Genomic DNA, 22,424 nt, shown 5'->3' on the forward strand with positions numbered 1-22,424 from the left:
CGCTCACGCTGGAATGACGGTCGCCTCGGCAGGCGACCAGGCCAGCAGGATATCCGCCGCCTGCCGAAAATCCTTGCGCGGATATTTGTCGACATGGCCTTCGAGCGAGATGCGCCCCCCGTCCGGCAGCTCGATCGCCAGATGGGTGACGTGGCCCACCACATCGGCGCGGCGGACCTTGGCCGGGAGCAGGTTGCCCCGGTAGCGCGCCGCCCGCGCGTCGGCGTCGCCGGCGGTCGGGTCGAGCGCGTCGATGGCCTCGGCCGGGATCACCAGCTTGACGCGTCCCCCCGGCGCCGCCGCGCCGTTGGCCCGCCCGGTGAAGCGGCCGAGCGGGGTCTCCACCACCGTCCCGTCGGCGGCCGTCTCGCGCACGGCGCCGTCGAAGATGGTGTTGCGGCCGATGAACTGGGCGACGAAGGCGGTGTTCGGCCGGGTGTAGAGCGTGTGCGGCGGCGAGACCTGCTCGATCTTGCCCTGGTTCATCACCACGATCCGGTCCGACAGCGACAGCGCCTCGGACTGGGCGTGGGTGACGAAGACGAAGGTGATGCCGAGCGTCTTCTGCAGCAGCTTCAGCTCGCTCTGGATCGCCTTGCGCAGATTGGCGTCGAGGGCGCCGAGCGGCTCGTCGAGCAGCAGGATCTCCGGCTCGACCGCCAGCCCCCGCGCCAGGGCGATGCGCTGGCGCTGGCCGCCCGACAGCCGTTCCGGCCGCTTGTCGGCGACGTCCTCCAGGCCGAGCGTCGCCAGCAGGCGGTCGACCTTGGCGTCGCGCTCGGCCTTGGCCAGGCCCTTGACCTCCAGCCCGTAGCCGACGTTCCGCCTGACGCTCATATGCGGGAACAGGGCATAGTTCTGGAAGATCATCGAGGTCGGCCGCTTCTCCGGCGGCAGGTCGTTGATGCGGCGGCCGCGGATGCGGATGTCGCCGGAGGAGATCGATTCGAAGCCGGCGATCATGCGCAGCGTCGTGGTCTTGCCGCAGCCCGACGGCCCGAGAAAGGCGACGAACTCGCCCTTCTCGATCTGCAGGTTGAAGTCGATCACCGCCGGCGTGCCGTTGTCGTAGACCTTGCCGACGGCGTCGAGTTCCAGGTCATGCCGCATCGCGCGTCTCCCCGGGGGCGGCCCGACGGCCGCTCCGGCTCAGTGGTTTCGAGAGCGGGTGGCCGCACTCAGGCGTTGAGGAACTCGTCCCACTTCTGGATCAGGTGGTCATACTCGTCCGGCCACTGATGCCAGTAGGCGACGTTGGCCGCGCGGGTGGCGAGCGAGCCGCCGTCGCGCAGATCCCCTTCCTTGATGCCGCGCTCGGGCGGGCCGGACCAGGGCTGGCCCTCATACCAGAAGGCGTATTTCTTCGGGTCCATGACGTCCTTGATCTTGGTCGTCGGCGAGTAATAGCCCTGCTCGGACACCAGGATGCCGGGCGGGCCGGACAGCCAGTAGTCGGCATAGGCGTAGACCGCCTCCTTGTTCGGGGTGCCGGCCACCATCATCGGTCCGATGGCCCAGGCGCGGTAGCCCTCCTTCGGCACGGCGTAGCGGCAGGGCTTGCCCTGTGCCTTCACCGCCATGACCGCCGGCTGCCAGGCGTCGCACACCACCATCTCGCCCGAGGCGAGCAGGTTGACGAGCTCGCCGAAATCGCCCCACAGCGCCCGGAACTGGCCTTCCTTCTTCTTCGAGATCAGGAAGGCCATCGCCTCGTCGATCTCCTTCGCCGAGGGATTGCCGGGGTTCTTGACGTCGGAGAGGCCGAGCGTGTTCATCGCCATGATCGCCTGGCCGAGCGCGATCAGCGGATCGGTGTTGATGCCGGACTTGCCCTTCCACTTCTTGTCGAAGATCGCGGTCCAGGAATTGGCTTCCTCGTCCGACAGCACCGACGGGTTGAAGCCGATCGAGTCGTAGTTGTAGACGGCGGGCACCATCCACAACTCGGTCTGGGCCTCGTCCTTCCAGATCTGGCCGACGATCTGGGCCTTGCGGTCCCACTTGTCGCTGGGCTTGACGAAGGTGTCGCGGATGCCGCCCCAGTTCTTCAGGGAACCCGCCGGGATCGCCTCGCCATTGTTGGTGGCCAGCACGGCCGGCAGGCGCTCGCCGATGATCTCCCAGCAGTCGAAGTCCTTGGAGCCGGACAGGATCTTGGTCTGGGCGTCGGGGAAGGTGGCGGCGGTGCCCGAGGTCGAGCCGACGCCGGACTTGGCCTTGAAGTCGGCCAGGATGCGCTCCTGCACCGTCACGGACAGGCCGACGGTGCGCAGCTGCTGCTTGGCCAGGTCCGCAGCCTGCGCATAGGCGCGGGTCGAGGACAGGAACGGCGTGCCCCCGCCCATCGCCAGGGCCATGGCGCCGGCGGCTCCCTTCAGCATCTTGCGCCGGGAGAGGTCCATCTTGTCGATCATGCTTCACCTCTGAGGTTGATCTGCCACGACTTGCCGTCGCTGTTCAGTAGCGGCCCACCAGGAGGCCGCCGTCGACCACCACCGTCTGGCCCGTCATGTAGCGGGCCCCGTGGGATGCCAGGAATGCGATGACGTCGGCGATCTCGTCGGGAGCGCCGATCCGGCCCATCGGGATGAAGGCGCCGGCGGCTTCGGCCCCGGCGGGACCGAGCGAGTGCTCCTCGGACAGGAGCTGGGCGGTGCGGATATAGCCCGGCGCGACGCCGTTGACCCGGATGCCGGCGCGGGCCAGCTCGACGGCGAGCCCCCGCACCAGGCCGACGACGCCGGACTTGGCCGCCGAATAGTGCACATGCTCGTCCCAGCCATAGGCCACGCCCATGATCGAGGAGACGCAGACGATGGCGCCGCGCCCGCGCCGCTTCATGCCCGCCAGCGCCGGGCGGATGACGCGGATCATGCCCTTGAGGTCGATGTCGAAGGTGTTGTCCCAGGCCGCATCGTCGAGGCGGTCGAGCGGCACGCGATGGGCGATGCCGGCATTGGCGACGATGACGTCGACGCCTCCGTGCCGGGCCTCGACGTCGGCGACGACCGCCTCCGCCCGCTCGGTCGAGCGCACGTCGAGGTCGAGGAACTCGGCCGAGCCGCCGGCCGCGACGATCGCCGCGGCGGCCGCCGCCCCCTGCCCTCCCGGTATGTCGGTGAGCGCGACATGGTCGCCGAGGGTGGCGAAGGCCTCCGCCGTCGCCCGGCCGATGCCGATGCCGGCTCCGGTGATCAGCACGACCCGCCGGGCCGCGGTCCTGGATTGATCGGTCGCCATGGCGGCCTCCTCACATCATCACGTCGCCGGAATTCGGCCCGAGCGTCTGGCCGACGAACAGGCTCGCCGCCGGCGAGGCCAGGAACGCCACGGTCGCGGCCACCTCCTCCGGCTCGCCGAAGCGCCCGAGCGGCAGCTCGGCGGCCTTGCGCCGGCGCCAGTCCTCGGACAGCGCCGCGACCAGGGGGGTGTTGATCGGCCCGGGCGCGACCGCGTTGACCCGGACGCCCCGGGCCGAGACCTCGCGCGCCAGCGCCTTGGTCATGCCGATGATCGCCGCCTTGGCGGCGGAATAATGCACCAGCTCGATGCCGCCGATCTGCCCGAGCTGCGAGGCGATGTTGACGATCGCCCCCTGGCCGCGCTCGAGCATCGCCGGCAGCAGCGCCCTGGTGGTGAGGAAGGTGCCGCGCACATGCACGGCGAACATCCTGTCGAAATCGGCCGCCGTCAGATCGACGAAGGCGGCCTGGTGCACGTGGCCGGCATTGTTGACCAGCACGCCGGGCGCGTCGAAGGCGGCGGCCGCGGCCTTGGCCAGCGCCGCGACGTCGGCCTCGTCCGAGACGTCGCCGGCGACGCCGACGGCCCGGCCTCCGGCCGCCCGGATCTCGGCCGCCACCGCCTCGGCCCGCGCGGCGCCGAGGTCGTTGGCGACGACGGGGTGGCCGTCCGCCGCCAGGCGCAGGGCGATCGCCCGGCCGATGCCCGATCCCGCTCCGGTGACGACGGCTGCGGGGAGTCCCTGCCCGGCTGGGCTCATTGCGCGTCCTCCTGGATGGCGATCTTCTTCGCCCGGCGCACCGACAGGCCCATCAGCACGGCGTAGACGCCGAGCAGGGCGAAGGAGAACAGCGTCGTCAGCACGCCGAAGGCGAAGACGTTGGGGTGGATCTCGACCGAGAAGGTCCCGTAGATGGCGAGCGGCAGCGTCAGGTCGCGTCCCGAGGCGAAGAGCGTGCGCGAGAACTCGTCATAGGACAGGGTGAAGGCGAACAGCATCGCCGACAGCACGCCGGGGAAGATCAGCGGGAATGTCACCTTGCGGAATGTCCGGGCCGGCGACACCCCGAGCGACCAGGCGGCCTCCTCGACGCTGGGATCGAAGCGATTGAAGATCGCCAGCATCACCAGGAAGGCGAAGGGGAAGGTGTAGACCACGTGCAGGACGAAGGCCGTGCTCCACCAGTGGCGGTCGATGCCGGCGACGTTGGCGACCAGCGCCATGCCGAGGCCGACCAGCACGCCCGGCACCATCATGCCGAGCACGATGAGATAGAACACCAGGCCGGAGCCCTTGAAGCGCGACCGGAACGCCTGCGCCGAGGCGACGCCGAGCACGGTCGACACCAGCATGGTCATGAAGGCGAGGGCCAGCGAGCGCAGCAGGCTGTCCTCGATCGGCAGCGGCGCGATGCGCGAGGGCGGCGTCAGGCCGAACAGGTGCTGGTACCAGTAGGTCGACCATTCGATGATCGGAAACTGCGGCCCGCCTTCCGGCCCGGTCTGGAACGACAGGATCGCCAGAACCACGAGCGGGCCGTAGAGAAAGGCGAGGAAGAGGCCGGTATAGACCGCCAGGATGGACTTGATCGCGCCCGATTGCATCGCCTCGCCCCCCTCAGAGCTCGTTGCGCAGGTCGACGATGCGCAGCAGGCCGGCAACGACCGCGCCCATGATCACGGTCAGCACCACGCCGACCACCGCGGCGAAGGCCCATTTCAGCGACCCGACCTGGGTGACGATGATGTTGCCGAGCAGGTTGACCTTGCGTCCCGACAGCGCGGCCGAGGTGGCGAACTCGCCGAGCACCATCACCGAGACGAAGATCGCGCCGACGACCACGCCCGGCAGCGACAGCGGGAAGATGATGGTGCGGAAGATGCGCCAGAAGCCGGCGCCGAGGTCGCGCGCCGCCTCGATGATGTTGGGGTCGATGCGGCCGAGCATGAAGGCGATCGGCCCGACCATGAACACGCAGTAGATCTGGGTCATGCCGATCACCACCGACAGATCCGAGAACAGCAGCGCCTCGATCGGCGAGGAGACGAGGCCGAGCCCCTGCAGGATGATGTTGACCGCGCCCTCCTTGCCGAGCATCGGCCGCCAGGCGAGCACGCGGATCAGGAACGACGTCCAGAACGGGATGACGCACAGCACCAGGAGCACGGTCTGCAGCGTCTTGTTGCGGACGAACAGGCCGACGAACAGCGCCGTGGGATAGCCCACGACGATGGTGGCGGCCAGCACCGTCAGCCAGATGCGCAGCGTGGTCCAGAGCGCGTCGAGATAGGTGTCGCTGGTGAAGAAAGTCACCCAGCTCTTGGTGGTGAGCGTCGGCTGGATGGCGAAGGTGGTCTGCGTCCAGAACGAGACATAGACCATGGTGGCGATCGGCAGCACCAGGAACAGCACCATCCACAGCACCGCCGGGGCGATCAGCCAGTAGGCGATCCTTCGCCTGGCCTCGGCCGGCGAGACCCTTGCCGCTTCCGGGACGCCCGTCATCGCCGTCGTGCTCATGCGCCTGGTCCGTCCGAGGAGAGGAGGAGAGCCTGGTCGCGCCGCCAGGTCAGGAGGTAGGGAGCTCGCGGCTCGTAGGCCGCCGGCTGGCGATGGCTGAGATGCGCCTCGACCTCGACCGTGCGGCCGCCCGGCAGCTCGAAGAAGGAGAGCTGTGTCGAGCCGGTGTATTCGCTGGCGATGAAGCTCGCCTCGACGCCGGCTTCGTCGCCGGAGGGCGCGGCGGCCGGCCGGCGGACCTCGATCCGGTCGAAGCGGACGGCATAGGAGTCCCGCGCCGCGCCGTCGGCGGACCGGGACGCGCCGAGCGGGAAGCGCCCGTGCGGCGCCACGAAGGCGTCCCCGTCGATCCGGCCCTGGAAGATGTTGTAGCAGTTGAGGAACCTGGCGACGCTCGCCGTCGCCGGGCTGTTGTAGATCTCGTCGGAGCCGCCGACCTGGCCGACGCGGCCGCGATCGAGCACGACGACCGTGTCGCCCATGGCGAGCGCTTCGGTTTCGCTGCCGGTGACATGCAGGAAGGTGACGCCCAGCCGCTCGCGGATGGCGCGCAGCTCGCCGCGCATGCGCATGCGCAGATTGGCGTCGAGCGCCCCGAGCGGCTCGTCGAGGAGCACGAGGCCGGGCTCGGTCACCAGGGTGCGGGCCAGGGCCACGCGCTGGCGCTGGCCGCCGGAGATCTGGTGGACGCCCCGCCCTTCCAGGCCGGCGAGACCGACAAGGCCGATCATGTCGCGCACCGCCCGCTGGATCACGCCGGCGTCGCGCGGCTGCGCGCCGTTGACCAGGCCGAAGGCGACGTTCTCCTCGACGGTCAGATGCGGGAACAGCGCGAAGTTCTGGAAGACGAAGCCGATGCGGCGCAGATGAGCCGGGACGCGATCGATGCGGCGGCCCTCGAACGTGACCGAGCCCGCGTCCGGCTCCTCGAAGCCGGCGATCAGGCGCAGCAGCGTGGTCTTGCCCGAACCGCTCGGGCCGAGCAGCGAGACATATTGGCTGGCGCCGATGCTCAGATCGACGCCGGTGAGCGCAGCGACCTCGCCATAGCGCTTCGACAGCCCCGACAAGTCCAGGATGTTGACCATCGCCCCTCCGCCGTCCAACCCCGTCGTTGCCGCCACCGTTGACGGTGGCGTGCGGGGCGCAGCCTGTCGTGTCAGCGTTCCACGGACCGCGGAGGTCCGACGTCGCAGACGCTATAATAAATGATTTTTGCACGCAATATCTTTTTTCACATACACCAATGTCCCACCAATTTACTGACGCCACCCACGCCATCATCCCCAGCGCACGCCCCCTTCCTTGCGGCCGAATGCCCGATCAAAGGCGCGATCGCCGTCAAATCTCGCGATGAGGGATCGCCGCGATCATCGCCACCCACAAGGAGCGCCCAGCCGACCAGACCGCGCCGCCGAGAACATCGCAGCACTCCGCCCGAATGCTCAACCGCAGCGCACAGCGTCGTTTTGCAATGCACAAACAGTATGCAAAAGACATTTTTTCAATCACACTCGGCTGCGACGGAGCGATGGCGGGAGGCCGGGATGCCCGGTAACATCCGAATCCGAAGGGACCGCAGGGACGCTCGCCTCATGATCGACGCACGGCCGAACGCCGCGACGCCGCGACGCTACGAGATGGTGGAGGCGGTCCTGCGTCGGAACATCGAGAACGGCCGCCTGCCGCCCGGCCTGGTGCTGCTGGAGGGACCGATCGCGGAGGTGCTGCAGGTCAGCCGGGCTCCGGTGCAGCGCGCCCTGCTGGCGCTGGAGGCCGAGGGCCTGGTCCACCGCTTCGACGGCCGCGGCTTCCTGGCCGGCCCCGCCGCAGGCCACCCCACCCCGCGGCGGATCGACTTCAAGAGCATCGGCATCGAGATTCCCGCCGACATCGACGAGGCCTTGCAGAGCCGCGGCTCCTGGGAACGCATCTACGACACGATCGAGCGCGACATCGCCATGAGCCTGGTCTTCGGCCGGCACCGGCTGATCGAGGCGGAGCTGGCGCAGCATTTCCAGGTCAGCCGCACCGTGGTGCGCGACGTGCTCGGCCGGCTGCAGGAACGCGGCCTGATCCACAAGAACCAGAGCTCGCACTGGGTCGCCGGGCCGCTGACGGCGCAGACCCTGAAGGAGCATTTCGCCCTGCGCCAGATCCTCGAGCCCCCCGCCCTGCTGGAGGCGGCGCCACGGATCGATCGGGAGGCGCTGCAGGACCTCTACGGGCGCCTGCGGGCCGCCGAGACCGCCGCTCCCGATGCCGGTGGCGAGGGGCTCGATGCCTTCGAGACCTCGCTGGTCGACACCTGCGTGCTGGCCACCCCCAATGCCCGGCTGGCCGAGCTGATCCGCGCCAATCTGTTCCCCTTGCTCGCCGCCGAGCGGCTGCTCCGCCAGCTCGGCTTGCCCGGCGACCGCATCGCCCTCACCGAGCACCGCATGATCGTCGAGCTGCTCCTGCAGAATGCCCCGCAGGCGGCGGCGGCCATGCTGAAGGCCCATATCGAGGCGGCCGCCGGACGCAACATCGCCCAGATGAAGATCGTGGCGGTGATCCCGGCGCCGGCGACGCTCGCCCCCTATCTCACCCGCGACGATCGGTGAGGCTCGGGGCCCACCTTGCGCGCGCGCCCCGCCCGCGCAATAAGCCCCCCAGAATCTGGTGAGACGATCGACCATGCCGAGCTTCAGGGAATTGGTGTTTTCCGGCGTCCAGCCGACGGGCAATCTGCACCTCGGCAACTATCTCGGCGCGCTGCAGCGCTTCGTCGAGATGCAGAAGACCCATGACTGCATCTTCTGCGTCGTCGACCTGCACGCCATCACCGTCTGGCAGGACCCGCGCGAGCTGAAGACGCAGATCCGCGAGGTCACCGCCGCCTTCCTGGCCGCCGGCATCGACCCGAAAGCGCATGTCGTCTTCAACCAGAGCCAGGTGGCCGAGCATGCCGAGCTCGCCTGGATCTTCAACTGCGTCGCCCGCATGGGCTGGCTCAGCCGCATGACCCAGTTCAAGGAGAAGGCCGGCAAGGACCGCGAGGCCGCGTCGGTCGGCCTGTTCGCCTATCCCAGCCTGATGGCCGCCGACATCCTGGTCTACCGCGCCACCCACGTGCCGGTCGGCGAGGACCAGAAGCAGCACCTGGAGCTCGCCCGCGACATCGCCCAGAAGTTCAACAACGACTTCGCCGAGCCGATCGCCGCCGCCGGTTTCACCGAGGGCTTCTTCCCGCTGCCCGAGCCGCTGATCCAGGGCCCGGCCACCCGCATCATGAGCCTGCGCGACGGAACCAAGAAGATGTCGAAGTCGGATCCGTCCGACCTCTCGCGCATCAACATGACCGACGACGCCGACACCATCGCCGCCAAGATCCGCAAGGCCAAGACCGATCCCGAGCCGCTTCCCTCCGAGGAGAAGGGGCTGGAGGGCCGGCCGGAGGCCGAGAACCTGGTCTCGATCTACGCGGCTCTGTCGGGCCGCGGCATCGCCGAGGTGCTGGCCGAGTTCGGCGGCGGCCAGTTCTCCACGTTCAAGACGGCGCTGGCCGACCTGACGGTGGCCAAGGTCGCTCCGGTCACCGGCGAGATGCAGCGCCTCCTCGGCGATCCCGGCCATATCGATGCCGTGCTCGCCGACGGCTCGGCGCGCGCCCGCGCCATCGCCGCGCCGGTGATGGATCAGGTCAAGGATATCGTCGGCTTCATTCGTTCGCGCTAAGGCGTTTTGCGATTTGACGAAATCGCGTCAAGTCGCAAAGACGCGTCGAAACAAGGAGCTAGCAGGCTGCTGAAAAACTGCTTTGTTCACGGGACGTACCGCAATCGGAATGAGTCCGAAGCCGAATCGAACCGGGTACATCGGGGACTTTTTCAGCAGCCTGCTAGAGCAAAGCACGTTTCCACCAAAACGCGCTTTGCTCTAAGACAGGGCGTCGCCGACGCCCGGACGGCCAGCCGGCCGGTCGGCACCGGAGGTCCGCATGCTTCCCACCAGGCGAACCGCCTATGAGCCGGGCCACAAGGCCAAGTACCTTGTGGTCGTCGACGAGACCGTGGAGTGCGACCGCGCGCTCTATTATGCGGCCCGGCGCTGCGCCCGCATCGGCGCCGGCCTGGTCCTGGCGATGATCAACGTGCCGGAGGAGTTCGGCAACTGGCTCGGCGTCGCCGAGGTGATGCGGGCGGAGGCCGAGGACAAGGCCAGGGAGGTGCTGCACCGGGCCGCCGCCCGCGCCCGCGCCGTCGCCGGCGTCGAGCCCGAATGCGTCATCCGCGAGGGCCATAAGGCGGACGAGATCGTCAAGCTGATCAACGAGGACCCCGACATCGCCGTGCTGGTGCTCGCCGCCGGCACGGGCAAGGAAGGGCCGGGACCGCTGGTCTCGACCCTGGTGGGCAAGATGTCCGGCACGTTCCCGATCCCGATCGCGGTCATTCCCGGCAAGCTGACCGACGAGCATATCGACACGCTCGCCTGAGAGGCTCCGAGCCGACCTGGCCGACCTTCCGTCGGGCTCTCAGGCCGCCCGGCTGTCGGAGGAACGGCGGACCTGGAGGAAGCGCAGCACCCGCTGTGCCGTGCCGCGCTCCATGCCGCGATAGGTCTGCATCAACGCCGGGGTCGGGACATAGGCCTGGCGCAGGCGGCGGCAGCGCAGCTCCAGCACGCGCTCGAACGTCTCCCAGGACGCATCGAGGCAGCGGAACAGCACGATCAGCGGCTCTTCATTGGTGCTTGTCAGCGCCTTCATCGCCGTGGCGTGGTCGATGTGGACGAGGTCGGCCACCAGCGAGGCGATGTCGAAGGCCCGGTCCTCCCGGGCCAGCTCGGAGACTTCCCGATCGATGGTCGACAGGCCCACGCGGATGTCGCGCGCGATGGCGGCGACCTCGCGCAGCTCGTGCTCGCGGTCGATGAAGCGCTCGGACAGGCGAGCCTGCAATTGCTGCAGCGCGGCCGGCGCAATATCGTCCGAAGCCTTCAGGCCCATGGCGGCGAGCGTCGTCCTCAGCTTTGCCGAGAGCAGCGTCGACAGGTTCGCCACCACGTCGGCCGGCAGGTCGCTGCGATTGGCCAGGGCGTAGCGCAGCGTCTCGTCGGCGTGCGCGTGCTGCACGAGGCGGCCGAAGCCGGGCGTCGAGAAGCGTGCGCCGGCATTGCCCGCCAGGACGTGGCGCACCACCGCGCTGCCGCGCTCCAGCAGCACGTCCGTCACCATCTCGCTGAGGCTGCTGCGCCGGCCGATCGCCTGCATGTGCTCGTCGCCGGCACCGGCGGCGAGGTCGACGAGGTCGCGGTCGCCGAGCACCGGCGAGCGCTCCAGCACCGGACGGGCCACGGCGATCGTGTCGCGTGCCAGCATGATCACCAGGCGGTGCGAGGCCGTGGGCTTGTCGGCGACCTGGTCGGAGAAGGCGGCCCGCGCCTTGACGTCGACATCCTTCATCACGCGCAGCACGATCTCGTCGAACAGCGCATTCTCGGAGACGTTGCGTTCGGACATGCCGTCGAAGAACAGGTCCGTGATGCGGCGAAGCAGGGCGCTACGCTTCTCGGATGATGGCTCTCGCGCCAACTCCAGGAGATCGTCGCCCACCATGCAAGGCCTCGTATCCGCCGCTTCGACGCTGAGAGCATAGGAACGACCTGTTAAAGGCCGTTTGACTCGACCGGCCGATTTGTCGTCAATTTGAACGGAGTTCGCGCGGCCTCCGGCAAGGGCCGGGATGCCGGATTCCTGCTCCGGATTTGACGAAGCGCACGCGTCGCCGCATGGTCGCCCGTCCTTTGTCAGGTCGGGGGTGGAGCTTTCGTGGACAGGCCGGCTGGAGAAGGCGGGGTCATCGGCCGCTTCGGTCTGTCGGCGCGCCTCCTGATGCTCACCGTCCTGTTCGTCATGCTGGCGGTGGTGTTCGTCTACGTGCCGACCATCGCCAACTACCGTGTCAACTGGCTGACGAACCGCGTCTCCGGCGCCGTCACGGCGGCGATGGTGCTGGAGGCGGCCCCCAACGGCATGGTCTCCGACAAGCTGGCCATGCAGCTCCTCGACAGCATCGGCGCCAAGACAGTGGTGCTGAAGATGAAGGATTCACGGCGCCTGCTCGCCGCCTCCGACATGCCGCTGCAGGTCGACGTCACCACCGACCTGCGCAACCTGGGCTGGACCGAATCGATCCGCCAGGCCTTCGACGCCCTGCTCAGCCCCGACGGCCGGGTCATCCGGGTGCTGGCGGATGCGCCGATGAACGGCGATTTCATGGAGCTGGTCATGGACGAGGCGCCGCTCAAGGCGGCGATGCTGCGCATCTCGCGCACGATCCTCCTGATCTCGGTGATCATCTCGGCCATCACCGCCAGCCTGGTCTACCTCACGCTGAGCTGGCTGATCGTCCGCCCGGTGCGCCGGTTGACCCGTGCCATGGTCGCCTTCGGCGAGGATCCGGAGGACCAGACGCGGATCGTCGCCGCCTCCGGCCGCAGCGACGAGATCGGCGTCGCCGAGCGCGAATTGTCGGCGATGCAGCGCCAGCTGGTCGGCGCCCTGCAACAGAAGAACCGGCTGGCGGCGCTCGGCCTGGCCGTCGCCAAGATCAACCATGACCTGCGCAACCTCCTGGCGGCGGCGCAGCTGTTCTCCGACAGGCTGACCACCTCCGACGACCCGCTCGTGCAGCGCTTCGCGCCCAAGCTCCTGGAGACGCTGGACCGGGCCATCGCCTTCTGCCAGTCGACCCTGTCCTATGGCCGCGCCGTCGAGCCGCCGCCGCAGCGCCGGCCGGTGCCGGTGGCGCCGCTGGTCACCGATGTCCGCGAGTTGCTCGGCCTCGGCGGCGACGACCGGGTCGGCTGGATCGAATCGATCGAGCCCGGCCTGACCATCGATGCCGATCCGGACCAGCTCTCGCGCGTGCTGCTCAACCTGGCGCGCAACGCCATGGAAGCCCTGCGCGGCAAGGGCGAAACGGATCCGGCCCGGGACCAGATCCGCATCAGCGGCCGCCGCACCGGCGCCGACGTGCTGATCGAGGTGGCGGACACCGGCCCCGGCGTGCCGGACAAGGCGCGCCAGCGTCTGTTCGAGGCGTTCTCGGGCTCCGCCCGGTCCGGCGGCACCGGCCTCGGCCTCGCCATCGCCGCCGAGCTCGTCCGCGCCCATGGCGGCTCCCTGAGCCTGGCCGAGGGCACCGTCGGCGCGACCTTCCGCATCCGCATCCCCGACCGGCCGCCGGAGGAATGGTGACGGGCCTTCCCGACATCCGGAAATCCTGCGATACCGGCCGGGACGTGGCGGCAGGCGCGATCCGGCCCGGTCTCATGCCCGCCGACACGCCCTGAACCACCGGACAGGCCCGATGCGCATCCTTGCCCTCGATACCGCCCTCGATGCCTGCGCCGCCTGCGTCTACGACGCCGACGGCGGCACGGTCGCGGCCGAGAGCCTCGCCATGGCGCGCGGTCACGCCGAGGCCCTGGTGCCGCTGGTCGAGCGCGTCGTCACCGGCGCCGGCGGCTTTGCCCAGCTCGGCCGCATCGCCGTGACCGTCGGCCCAGGCTCCTTCACCGGCCTGCGCGTCGCCATATCCGCCGGCCGCGCCTTTGCCCTGGCGCTCGGCATCCCCTGCGTCGGCGTCTCGACCCTGGCGGCCATTGCCGGGCCGCACCTGTCGGAGGAGGACGGACAGGCGGTGGCGGCGGCGATCGACGCCCGGCACGGCCAGATCTATTTCCAGTTGTTCTCGCCGCGCGGCCGCAGCGTCGTCGAGGCGCGCTGCCTGCCTTTGCGCGAGGCCGCCAGGCTCCTGGGCACGGCCGCGGTGAAGATCGCCGGGCCGGCGGCGCAGCTCCTGCTCGACGAGGCCCGCGCCGTCGGCGCCTCCGGCACCATCGTCGACCGCAGCCCCGCTCCCGACATCGCCTGGGTGGCACGTCTCGGCCTCGCCGCCACCCCGGACGCAGCCCGCCCCCGCCCCTACTACCTCAAGCCCGCCGATGCGACGCCGCAGCAGGGCGGGCGGGTGGCGCGGGCATGATCCTGTCCTGGATCCGCAAGCCGCCCCCGCCGCCGGTGATCATCGAGGCACGCACCGACGACGCCGCCAGCCTGGCGGCCATCCACGTCACCGGCTTCGAGCGCGGCTGGGACGCGGCCGAGTTCGAGCGCCTGCTCGCCGACAAGATGGTGCTGGGCCATCTCGCCCGGCCGGGCGGACGCGGCTTTCCCACCGGCTTCGCCCTGTCGCGCATCGTGCTGGACGAGGCCGAGATCCTGACCGTGGCCGTGCTGCCCAGCGCCCGCGGCGCCGGCCTCGCCCGGACCATCCTCAACTTGCATTTCGGCCGCCTCGCCGGCCGCGGCGCCCGCAGCGTCTTCCTGGAAGTGGCCGAGGACAATGCGCCGGCGATCCGGCTCTACGACCATTTCGGCTTCGCCGAGGTCGGCCGCCGCGCCGGCTATTATGCCCGGCCCGGCCGCGCGCCGGCCACAGCCATCGTCATGCGCCGCCCCCTCGGTTGAGGTCGGCCGCCGGGGCGCGCTATAGGCGGACCGTGGACCATGCAATGGCCGGCCATGCGCCGGCCCGTCGAAGGAGAAGCAGATGAGCGGGATGCGACTCGTCGTGACCGGCGCCGGCGGGCGCATGGGCCAGACCCTGATCCGCCTGGTCATGGAGACGCCCGGCCTGGAGCTGGCCGGCGCAGTCGAGCGCGCCGGTGCGGCGGCGGTCGGCGCCGATGCGGGCCGCCTCGTCGGCCTCGACCCGAACGGCGTCGTCGTCACCGACGATCCGCTGGAGCTGCTGACCAGGGCCGACGGCATCGTCGACTTCACCGCGCCGGCCGCGACGGTGGAGTTCGCCGCCCTCGCCGCGCAGATGCGCATCGTGCACGTCATCGGCACCACCGGCCTTTCCGGCGACGACGAGGCCAGGATCAAGGCGGCGGCCCGTCATGCGGTGATCGTCAAGTCCGGCAATATGAGCCTGGGCGTCAACCTGCTCGCCGCCGTGGTCAAGCGCGTCGCCCGCACCCTGGACGAGGATTTCGACATCGAGATCCTGGAGATGCACCACAACCGCAAGGTCGACGCGCCGTCGGGCACCGCACTCCTGCTCGGCCGGGCCGCGGCGGAGGGACGCGGCATCGACCTCGCCGCCCGCTCGGAGCGGGTGCGCGACGGCCATACCGGCGCGCGCGGACGCGGCGACATCGGCTTCGCCACGCTGCGCGGCGGCACGGTGATCGGCGATCACAGCGTCATCTTCGCCGGCGACGGCGAGCGGATCGAGCTCAGCCACCGGGCCGAAAGCCGCACCCTCTTCGCCAAGGGCGCGCTCAGGGCCGCGCTCTGGGGCCGCGGCCGCAAGCCCGGCCTCTACGGCATGGCCGACGTGCTCGGCCTCGGCGACCTCTGACGCCGGGGCCGGAGGCGCTCACTTGCCCTCGCCCAGGAAGGTGACCCCGCCGCGGTCGAGCACGTGGTGCAACCGGTCCAGCACCTGGCCGGAGCCACGTTCGCCGACGACGTAGAGCCGGTCGCCCTCGAAGCGGACGGTCCAGTGCATGTTGCCGGCGCAGTAGCCGAGCTCCAGCCCCGACGCGGCATCGGCCGCCCGGAAGATCAGCCACCGCTCCGGCTCGGACTGCACGACGATGGCGCGCCGGTCTTCCAAGAGCAGCACGGCGCCGCCGACCAGCCGCTGCGTGCTGGGCAGGCAGATCATGCAGGGCGTGCCGCGATCCGTCTTCACCAGGAGCGTCCGGCGCGCAATCTCGTCCGGGTCGAGCATGATGAACTCGACCCGGCCCTCATGGTCGAGCAGGTGCAGCTTTGCGCAGATCGGCCTGTCGGTCACGAGGCCGATGATGGAGGTCAGAATCAGCATGCATCCAGGCCCGGCAGGCGGTCACAGTCCGAGATGCTCGTCGACGACCCTGCGGTCGTAGAGGCGGTCCGGCGTGATCTCGGCGACGAAGGCGCCCTTCTGGATGATCAGCACGCGATCGGCCAGCTTGCGGATGAAGCGGATGTCCTGCTCGACCAGGATGATGCCGATGCCGAGGGTCTTCCTGAACGCCCCGAGCTTCTCGGCGATCAGGCTGACGATGGACGGCTGGATGCCCTCGGTCGGCTCGTCCAGGAGGATCAGCTTCGGGCGGCCGGCCAGGCAGCGGGCCAGCGCCAGAAGCTGCTGCTGGCCGCCGGAGAGGCCGTGCCCCGGCCGGTCGAGCAGCGTCTCCAGCACCGGGAAATGCCCGAGCATCTCGCCGATGGCGCTGCAGCCACCCCGCATGACCTCGCCCATCGCCAGGTTTTCACGGACGGAGAGTTGCGGAAATATGCCCCGCCCCTGCGGGACATAGCCGATTCCGGCCCGGGCTCGTTCGGCGGAGCCGGCGCCGGTGAGGTCGCGCCCTTCGAACTCGACCCGCCCCTGCGTCGACCGGATCTGGCCGACGAGCGTGCGCAGCAGCGTGGTCTTGCCCATGCCGTTGTGGCCGAGGATGCCGACGATCTCGCCCGGCTTCATCGCCAGGTTGACGCCGTGCAGGATCGGGATGCGGCCATAGCCCGAATGCAGGTTCCTGACATCAATCATCATCGTCGTTGCCCAGATAGACGTCCCGCACCAGTGCGTTTGCCTGGATGTTGTCCATCGTGTCCTCGACCAGCACCCGCCCCTGGTGGAACACCGTCACCGTCTGGGCGATCTGGCGGATGAACTGCATGTCGTGCTCGACCACCACGATGGCCGCGGTCCGGTTGACCTCGCGGATCAGCTCGGCGGTGCGGTTGGTCTCGTCGGCGGTCATGCCCGCCGCCGGCTCGTCGAGCAGGACGAGCCGGGGCTCCTGCGCCACGACCATGGCGAGTTCGACCCATTGGCGCTGGCCGTGTGCCAGCGCGCCGACCAGCCTGCCCGCAAGGCCGGTCAGCGCCAGCCGCTCCATCACCTCCCGGCAGGCGGCCGCGGCGCGCGCCTTGCCGTGCCGGGAGCGCGCGGCCACCGAGATGTTCTCGGTGACCGTGAGGTTGTTGAAGACGTCCGGCACCTGGTTCTTGATGCCGATGCCCATCTGGCTGACCTGGTGCGGCTGCGCCCTGGTGATGTCGGCGCCGTCGAACAGGATCTGCCCGGCGCTCGGCTTCAACTGCGCCGTCAACATCTTGAAGAAGGTGCTCTTGCCGGCGCCGTTCGGCCCGATCAGGCAGCGCAGCTCGCGCTGCTTCAGCGCAAAGTCGACCCCGGAGACGGCCACGACGCCGCCGAAGCGCTTTTCGAGCCCTCGTGTCTGCAGCACGCAATCGTCGGCCATCACGCCCTCCTTTCCTGAGCCAGCGGCATGGCGGCGCGCCGGCGGATGCCGCGCCGGCACAGGTCGGCGAGCGTGGGCACGATGCCCCTGGGCACGAGCAGGACGAAGCCGATCAGGATCAGGCCGAGCACCAGGCTGGCGTTGAGATATTGCTGCGTCCCCAGCTGCGTCGACAGCCACTGGACGATGAAGCAGCCGACGATCGGCCCCAGCAGCGTGCCGGTGCCGCCGACGATCACCCAGATGATGACCTGGGCCGACTGGGCGAGCCCGAAGACATCGGGGCTGATGAACATGCCCCAATTGGCGAAGAGGCAGCCGGCAAGGCCGGCGATCGCCCCCCCGAGGGTGAAGGCCGCCAGCTTGTAGAAGCGCGCATCGTAGCCGAGCAGCTCGGCGCGGCGCTCGTTCTCGCGGACGGCAACCACGACCTGCCCGAAGCGGCTCCTCAGCATCAGGCGCAGCCCGAGATAGACCGCCAGCAGGGTCAGTCCCGACGCGTAGTAGAGGCCGTCCAGCGACAGGGCGGTGCCGGGCGAGCCCGGCAGGTTGAGCGGCGGGATCGCGGGAATGCCGTTGTAGCCGCCGATCGGCGCGGTGCCGATCCTGTAGCCGGCGCCCGACGTGGAGCCCATCAGCTTGTAGAGGATGAGCGTGACCGTCAGCGTGATGACGCCGAAATAGACGTCGGTGATGCGGGCGTAGAACAGGAAATAGCCGAGCAGCGCCGCGAACAGGGCCGGCGCCACGATCGACAGCGCCAGCGGGATGGTGCTGTCGCCCAGGTTGATCGCCGCGATGGCGTAGGCGTAGGCGCCGATGCCGAAGAAGGCCGATTGGCCGAAGCACAGGATGCCGCCATAGCCCCAGATCAGCCCGAGGCTCAGCGCCAGGATCGCCAGGATCACGTAGGACGTCAGCTCGATCAGCAGGATCGGATCGGCGACCAGAGGCACGGCGAACAGCAGCGCCAAGCCTGCGATGGCCGCGGCCGCGAGGCCGCCGGCGCCGGTGAAGAAAGCGCTCACGATGCCCTCCTGAGGAAACGGCCGGTGATGCCCAGCGGCATGAACCGCAGCAGCACCACGGCGGCTGCGAGCAGCGCCACCTCGCCGATCACCGGCGTGGCGAGGTAGGTGACGACCTGGTCGATCGCGCCGAACAGCACGGAGGCCGACACCGTTCCGGCCAGCACGGCCGGGCCACCGCCGATCACGGTGATGAAGGCCTTGGCCACATAGGCCGCACCGATGGTCGGCACGATGCCGGTGACCGGGGCCATGACGCCGCCGGCGAGGCCGGCCAGCCCCGCGCCGATGCCGAAGGTCACGGCGTAGACCGTGGACGGATCGACGCCGAGCGCGGCGGCCATGTCGGCGTTCTGCATGGTGCTGCGCGCGATCAGGCCGTAGCGGGTGTGGTTGAACACCACCCAGATCAGGGCGAAGACCACGAGCGCGATCAGGACGATGATCAGGGAGTAGGCGGCGATGCGATATTCGCCGACCTGCAGCGAGCCGGCGGGCGCCGAGATGCCTTCGGTGGTGTTGCCGAAGATGGTGGTGGCGATGCCGACCAGGAGCAGGCTCAGGCCCCAGGTGGCCAGCATCGTGTCGCGCGGGCGCCCGTAGAGGAAGCGGATGATCGTCCGCTCGATGACGATGCCGATCGCGGCGACGACGACCGGGGCCACGATCAGGGTCGCCACCCAGATGTTGACTCCCGCCTTGGTGGCGACGATCGCGGCATAGCCGCCGAGCATCAGGAACTCGCCATGGGCGAGATTGATGACCCGCATCATGCCGAAGATGATCGCCAGGCCGACGCTGATCAGCGCCAGGCTCGCGACGGCCCGCAGGGCCTCGAAGAACAGAACGACGAGCAGATCCATGGCCGGCACAGCCTCCGGATGAAAGCGGAGCGCGCGATCGCCTCGCGATCGTCGCTCCGGGGCCAAGTGGGTCGATCAGGCCTTGATGACGTACATCGTGTTGTCGTCGGGATTCTTCTTCAGGTTGCAGACGCCCGACGTGTCGGAGGGCTGCTGCTGCGGGTAGCTCTCGAGGATGGTGATCTTGCGGTCCTGGATCTGGCCGATATTGATGTCCATGACCGCGTGGTGGGTCTGCGGGTCGATCGAGAACTTGCCGGCCGGCCCGTCGAGGCTCACGCCCGATTCCAGCGCCTCGATCACCGGCATGCGCTCGGCGCTGCCCGCCCGCTTGACGCCTTCGGCCCACAGGTAGATCGCCTGGTAGGAGGCCATGGCGAGCTCGGTCACATAGGGATAATCGGCGCCGAAGCGCTTGCGGAAGCGCTCGAGGAAAGCCTTGTTCGCCGGCGTGTCGAGCGCCTGGAAATAGTTGAAGCACAGGAGGATGCCGTTGGTCTCCTCCGGCGCCAGCACCATCTGCTCGCCGCCGATGGTCATGGTCGTCGAAGCCATCGGGATGCGGCTGTTCATGCCCGCCGCCGCCCATTGGCGATAGAAGGACTGATGGGCACCGCCGACCAGCACGGTGTAGACCAGATCCGGCTTGGCCTCCTGGATCTTCTGGATCGTCGAGCCGAAATTGGTGACGTCGAGCGGAAAGAAATCCTGACCGACGATCTCCCCGCCATTCTCCAGGCAGTATTTGCGCGTCCAGTCGGCTGTGATCTGGCCGTAATTGTAGTCGGCGGCCAGGGTGTAGATCTTCTTGCCCCACTTCTTCATGGCGTAAGGCACGTGCTTGGACTGCTTCTGCGCCGGCGTGATGCCGGTGCAGAAGATGTTGCGGTCGCAGACGCCACCTTCATACTGAGTGTTGTAGAAGTAGAGCGTATTCAGGCGACGGAACACCGGGCGCATCACTTCGCGCGACGCCGAGGTGATGCCGCCGAATGCCGCGGCGACCTTGTCCCTCAGGACGGCCTGCTGCGCATATTGCGGGTAGAGCCGCATGTCGGTCTGGGTGTCGTAGGTGACCAGTTGCAGCGGCTTGCCCAGCAGGCCGCCGGCCGCGTTGATCTCCTCGACCGCCAGGGTCGTGGCGTCCTGCATCGGCTTGCCGGCGGCGTCGAGGCCGCCGGACAGATCGAGCAGGCTGGCGATGCGGATGCTGTCGCCCGCGGCGAGCGCCCCGCCGCCGGGGCCGATCAGGCCGAGGCTCGTGGCCGCGCCCGCGGCCGTCTGCAAGAACGAGCGTCGATTCACGGTGTTCATTGTTGTCATCTGACGTTCCCCTGTTGGCTGCGGCCGATCCGACCGGGATCGGCCAGGTCGCACTGGTGCTGCGGGACGGCTCGACACGCGGCGTCAGCTGGCCAGCAGCTCCTTCAGGGCGTCGTCGAGGAACTTCACGTCCGCCTTGCGCAGGCCCGAGCCGCCGGCGAAGTGGCCGTGGCTGGACTGGAACGGACGCAGCTCGGCGTTGGGCATGTGCGCCACCTCGAACGCGCTGTCCTCCGGCGGGAAGTAGAGGTCGCAATTGCCGGGCATGACGATGGCCTTGGCCTTGATCGCCGCCAGCGCCTTGCGGAAGTCGCCGTTGTAGAGCTCGTTGTCGCTGATGTCGCCCGCCTGCCAGGTGCGGATCATCGCCACCATGTTGTTGGCGTCGCGCAGGTTGAACCACTGCTCCCAATAGCCGACGATGAAATCTTCCAGGGAGGAATAGCCGATCTCCAGATATTCCTCCTTCCGGTAGAACTCCTGGGAGAAGCCCCAGCCGGCATAGACCCGGCCCATGGCGCGCAGGCCCTTGTAGGGCTGGGTGTCGTACCACCCGTCCTTGAAGGCATCGTCGGCGGTCAGGGCCGCCTTGACGCCTTCGAGCATGACGTGGTTGTGCCGCGACGTCTTGGCCGAGCCGGCGGTCGGACAGATGCGCTCGACCATGTCCGGGTACAGCGCGGCCCAGTGGAACGTCTGGGCGGCGGCCATCGACCAGCCGGTCACCAGCTTGATCTTCTCGATACCGAACTTCTCGGTCAGCAGGCGATGCTGGCACTTGATGTTGTCGTAGTAGGTGACGAGCGGAAACCGCGCCTTGTTGTAGGGCGCCGGCGTGTTGCTCGGCGAGGACGAGAAGCCGTTGCCGAAGCAATTGGGGATGATGATGAAGTATTTCGTCGGATCCAGCGCGTTGCCGGGGCCGATCACCCATTGGCTGTCCAGGTGCGTCGATGCCATGTAGGTGAGGAAGACGATGACGTTGTCCTTCTTCGGGCTGAGCGTCCCGAAGGTCTTGTAGGCGAGCTTGGCGTTGCGCAGCGTCGCCCCCTTCTGGAGCACGACATCGCCGAGCTCGAAGATCTCGTAGTCGACGGCGGAGGCGGTGGCGGATTCGGGCTTCATCAAGGGGGCTCCTTCTTCTGGGCGTGACCCGGGGTTCGGCCGCTCCGCTCGGGTGCGGCCGCTGGATGTCTTGGAGTTGAGAATGCTTCGCCGACCGACCTTTGAAGGTCAGGCACAGTCTTTCCGGGGCCTGCGCCCGTATTCCCTCCAGGACGAGCCACAGGCGATAGAACAGCAAAAAGCCCCGCGCACCCAGAAATCCGGGATTGCACGAGGCCGATTTTGACCTGCTATGAAGCGCAGCGCTTTTGCCGCGAAATCGGGTTCCATTGGAACCAGTACGACACACATTGGCGTCGCGAACATTTGCACTCTATTCGATTAAACCGAACGCGTCAACCAGCGCAGCGGAAATTGCAGCGACCGACATCTGCTTGGTCATCGCCTGCCGGCGCAGATAGTCGTAGGCCTCGTTGGCGCCGAGATTGCGCTGCTTCATCAGGATCAGCTTGGCCTGCTCGATCTGCCGCGACGCGTGCAACGTCTCCTCCAGCTTGACGACCTTGTTTGTCAGCCGCCGCTCATAGCCGAAGATGTTGCGCGCCAACGCCAGGTTGGCGAGCACGGCCGCCGGCTGGCACGGCGTCACCAGCACCGCCTGGGCATTCGACAGGCGCAGCACCTCGGTGGAGACGCCCTTCTCGCCGTCGACCAGCGCCACGACCGGCACCGGCGGCGTGCCGGACAACCATGGCACCGCTGCCAGCAACTCCGCGTCGATGGCGACGAGCGCGAAGTCGAAGCCGATCGGCGGCAGCGTCGGGGCGGGCCAGGCCGCCTCGACCCGGCACCCGACGCGGCGCAGTTCGCGGAGCACGGCATCGCCCCGGCTGTCGCGCGGATGCACCAGCAGCACCGTCGCATGGCGCAGATCCGCCTGGGCCGCCGCCTGGGCGCGGGTCGCACGGGGCTCGGCGCCGCTGGCCGAGCGCGAGCGGTCTGGGATGGGGCGCGGATGACGAGAGGCAAGCAGGTCGCTCACGGCCGGTCCTCGGTTGC

The 22,424-nt window shown here is 68.8% G+C and carries 23 protein-coding genes; 7 read left to right on the forward strand and 16 right to left on the reverse strand.

Annotated features, from left to right (window positions below):
* Positions 1 to 3: 3 nt before the first annotated feature.
* The 7 genes from AC27L4_RS08655 to AC27L4_RS08685 form a co-directional block, all read right to left on the reverse strand.
* The gene (locus AC27L4_RS08655) at positions 4 to 1,110 is read right to left on the reverse strand and encodes an ABC transporter ATP-binding protein (protein WP_487141678.1); all 1,107 of its coding nucleotides are present in this window, start codon (positions 1,108 to 1,110) and stop codon (positions 4 to 6) included.
* 68 nt (positions 1,111 to 1,178) lie between these two features.
* Positions 1,179 to 2,414 (reverse strand): ABC transporter substrate-binding protein, encoded by a 1,236-nt coding sequence (locus AC27L4_RS08660; protein ID WP_487141679.1) that lies wholly within the window; start codon positions 2,412 to 2,414, stop codon positions 1,179 to 1,181.
* A 43-nt stretch (positions 2,415 to 2,457) separates the two neighbouring features.
* Positions 2,458 to 3,240, reverse strand: coding sequence for an SDR family NAD(P)-dependent oxidoreductase (locus AC27L4_RS08665; RefSeq protein ID WP_487141680.1), 783 nt, complete (start codon positions 3,238 to 3,240; stop codon positions 2,458 to 2,460).
* A gap of 10 nt (positions 3,241 to 3,250) precedes the next feature.
* Complete coding sequence (locus tag AC27L4_RS08670) at positions 3,251 to 4,003, reverse strand: SDR family NAD(P)-dependent oxidoreductase (RefSeq protein WP_487141681.1); 753 nt, start codon at positions 4,001 to 4,003, stop codon at positions 3,251 to 3,253.
* On the reverse strand, positions 4,000 to 4,848 hold the full coding sequence (locus AC27L4_RS08675; protein WP_487141682.1) for an ABC transporter permease: 849 nt from the start codon (positions 4,846 to 4,848) through the stop codon (positions 4,000 to 4,002). Before AC27L4_RS08675 ends, AC27L4_RS08670 begins: the two co-directional genes overlap by 4 nt.
* Positions 4,849 to 4,861: 13 nt before the next feature.
* Positions 4,862 to 5,749: an ABC transporter permease gene (locus tag AC27L4_RS08680; protein ID WP_487141936.1), complete on the reverse strand. Its 888-nt coding sequence runs from the start codon at positions 5,747 to 5,749 to the stop codon at positions 4,862 to 4,864.
* An 11-nt stretch (positions 5,750 to 5,760) separates the two neighbouring features.
* A complete protein-coding gene (locus AC27L4_RS08685) occupies positions 5,761 to 6,852 on the reverse strand; it encodes an ABC transporter ATP-binding protein (RefSeq protein WP_487141683.1) in 1,092 nt (363 codons plus the stop codon).
* Between the two features lie 507 nt (positions 6,853 to 7,359).
* On the opposite strand from AC27L4_RS08685, the gene AC27L4_RS08690 reads away from it, so the two are divergent.
* The 3 genes from AC27L4_RS08690 to AC27L4_RS08700 all read left to right on the forward strand — a co-directional run bounded on the left by AC27L4_RS08690 (position 7,360) and on the right by AC27L4_RS08700 (position 10,244).
* The gene (locus tag AC27L4_RS08690) at positions 7,360 to 8,370 is read left to right on the forward strand and encodes a GntR family transcriptional regulator (protein ID WP_487141684.1); all 1,011 of its coding nucleotides are present in this window, start codon (positions 7,360 to 7,362) and stop codon (positions 8,368 to 8,370) included.
* A gap of 73 nt (positions 8,371 to 8,443) precedes the next feature.
* Positions 8,444 to 9,484, forward strand: coding sequence for a tryptophan--tRNA ligase (gene trpS, locus AC27L4_RS08695; protein ID WP_487141685.1), 1,041 nt, complete (start codon positions 8,444 to 8,446; stop codon positions 9,482 to 9,484).
* Between the two features lie 262 nt (positions 9,485 to 9,746).
* Positions 9,747 to 10,244 carry a universal stress protein gene (locus tag AC27L4_RS08700; protein WP_487141686.1) on the forward strand — a complete coding sequence of 166 codons (498 nt, stop codon included), beginning with the start codon at positions 9,747 to 9,749 and terminating at the stop codon, positions 10,242 to 10,244.
* 39 nt (positions 10,245 to 10,283) lie between these two features.
* Here AC27L4_RS08700 and AC27L4_RS08705 read toward each other — a convergent pair whose 3' ends face one another.
* Positions 10,284 to 11,366: a DUF2336 domain-containing protein gene (locus AC27L4_RS08705; RefSeq protein WP_487141687.1), complete on the reverse strand. Its 1,083-nt coding sequence runs from the start codon at positions 11,364 to 11,366 to the stop codon at positions 10,284 to 10,286.
* A gap of 276 nt (positions 11,367 to 11,642) precedes the next feature.
* Here AC27L4_RS08705 and AC27L4_RS08710 point away from each other — a divergent pair, with 276 nt between their 5' ends.
* From AC27L4_RS08710 to dapB, 4 genes are all read left to right on the forward strand, one after another.
* Positions 11,643 to 13,010 carry an ATP-binding protein gene (locus tag AC27L4_RS08710; RefSeq protein ID WP_487141937.1) on the forward strand — a complete coding sequence of 456 codons (1,368 nt, stop codon included), beginning with the start codon at positions 11,643 to 11,645 and terminating at the stop codon, positions 13,008 to 13,010.
* Between the two features lie 112 nt (positions 13,011 to 13,122).
* Positions 13,123 to 13,800, forward strand: a complete 678-nt coding sequence (tsaB, locus tag AC27L4_RS08715) for a tRNA (adenosine(37)-N6)-threonylcarbamoyltransferase complex dimerization subunit type 1 TsaB (protein WP_487141688.1) — start codon at positions 13,123 to 13,125, stop codon at positions 13,798 to 13,800.
* On the forward strand, positions 13,797 to 14,285 hold the full coding sequence (locus AC27L4_RS08720) for a GNAT family N-acetyltransferase (RefSeq protein ID WP_487141689.1): 489 nt from the start codon (positions 13,797 to 13,799) through the stop codon (positions 14,283 to 14,285). Before tsaB ends, AC27L4_RS08720 begins: the two co-directional genes overlap by 4 nt.
* 82 nt (positions 14,286 to 14,367) lie before the next feature.
* Positions 14,368 to 15,183 (forward strand): 4-hydroxy-tetrahydrodipicolinate reductase, encoded by an 816-nt coding sequence (dapB, locus tag AC27L4_RS08725; protein ID WP_487141690.1) that lies wholly within the window; start codon positions 14,368 to 14,370, stop codon positions 15,181 to 15,183.
* Positions 15,184 to 15,201: 18 nt separating this feature from the next.
* Here dapB and AC27L4_RS08730 read toward each other — a convergent pair whose 3' ends face one another.
* From AC27L4_RS08730 to AC27L4_RS08765, 8 genes are all read right to left on the reverse strand, one after another.
* Positions 15,202 to 15,654 carry an urease accessory protein UreE gene (locus AC27L4_RS08730; protein ID WP_487141691.1) on the reverse strand — a complete coding sequence of 151 codons (453 nt, stop codon included), beginning with the start codon at positions 15,652 to 15,654 and terminating at the stop codon, positions 15,202 to 15,204.
* Positions 15,655 to 15,675: 21 nt separating this feature from the next.
* Positions 15,676 to 16,368 carry an ABC transporter ATP-binding protein gene (locus AC27L4_RS08735; protein ID WP_487141692.1) on the reverse strand — a complete coding sequence of 231 codons (693 nt, stop codon included), beginning with the start codon at positions 16,366 to 16,368 and terminating at the stop codon, positions 15,676 to 15,678.
* Positions 16,361 to 17,086 (reverse strand): ATP-binding cassette domain-containing protein, encoded by a 726-nt coding sequence (locus AC27L4_RS08740; RefSeq protein WP_487141693.1) that lies wholly within the window; start codon positions 17,084 to 17,086, stop codon positions 16,361 to 16,363. Before AC27L4_RS08740 ends, AC27L4_RS08735 begins: the two co-directional genes overlap by 8 nt.
* The gene (locus AC27L4_RS08745; protein WP_487141694.1) at positions 17,086 to 18,114 is read right to left on the reverse strand and encodes a branched-chain amino acid ABC transporter permease; all 1,029 of its coding nucleotides are present in this window, start codon (positions 18,112 to 18,114) and stop codon (positions 17,086 to 17,088) included. The genes AC27L4_RS08740 and AC27L4_RS08745 overlap by 1 nt, the downstream gene beginning before the upstream one ends.
* Positions 18,111 to 18,977 (reverse strand): branched-chain amino acid ABC transporter permease, encoded by an 867-nt coding sequence (locus AC27L4_RS08750; RefSeq protein WP_487141695.1) that lies wholly within the window; start codon positions 18,975 to 18,977, stop codon positions 18,111 to 18,113. The genes AC27L4_RS08745 and AC27L4_RS08750 overlap by 4 nt, the downstream gene beginning before the upstream one ends.
* 75 nt (positions 18,978 to 19,052) lie before the next feature.
* Positions 19,053 to 20,300 carry an urea ABC transporter substrate-binding protein gene (locus tag AC27L4_RS08755; RefSeq protein WP_487141696.1) on the reverse strand — a complete coding sequence of 416 codons (1,248 nt, stop codon included), beginning with the start codon at positions 20,298 to 20,300 and terminating at the stop codon, positions 19,053 to 19,055.
* Between the two features lie 84 nt (positions 20,301 to 20,384).
* Positions 20,385 to 21,425 (reverse strand): alpha/beta fold hydrolase, encoded by a 1,041-nt coding sequence (locus AC27L4_RS08760; RefSeq protein ID WP_487141697.1) that lies wholly within the window; start codon positions 21,423 to 21,425, stop codon positions 20,385 to 20,387.
* A 313-nt stretch (positions 21,426 to 21,738) separates the two neighbouring features.
* A complete protein-coding gene (locus AC27L4_RS08765) occupies positions 21,739 to 22,407 on the reverse strand; it encodes an ANTAR domain-containing response regulator (protein ID WP_487141698.1) in 669 nt (222 codons plus the stop codon).
* Positions 22,408 to 22,424: the final 17 nt, after the last annotated feature.

The sequence above is a fragment of the Labrys sp. Lb11 genome (assembly GCF_057554225.1).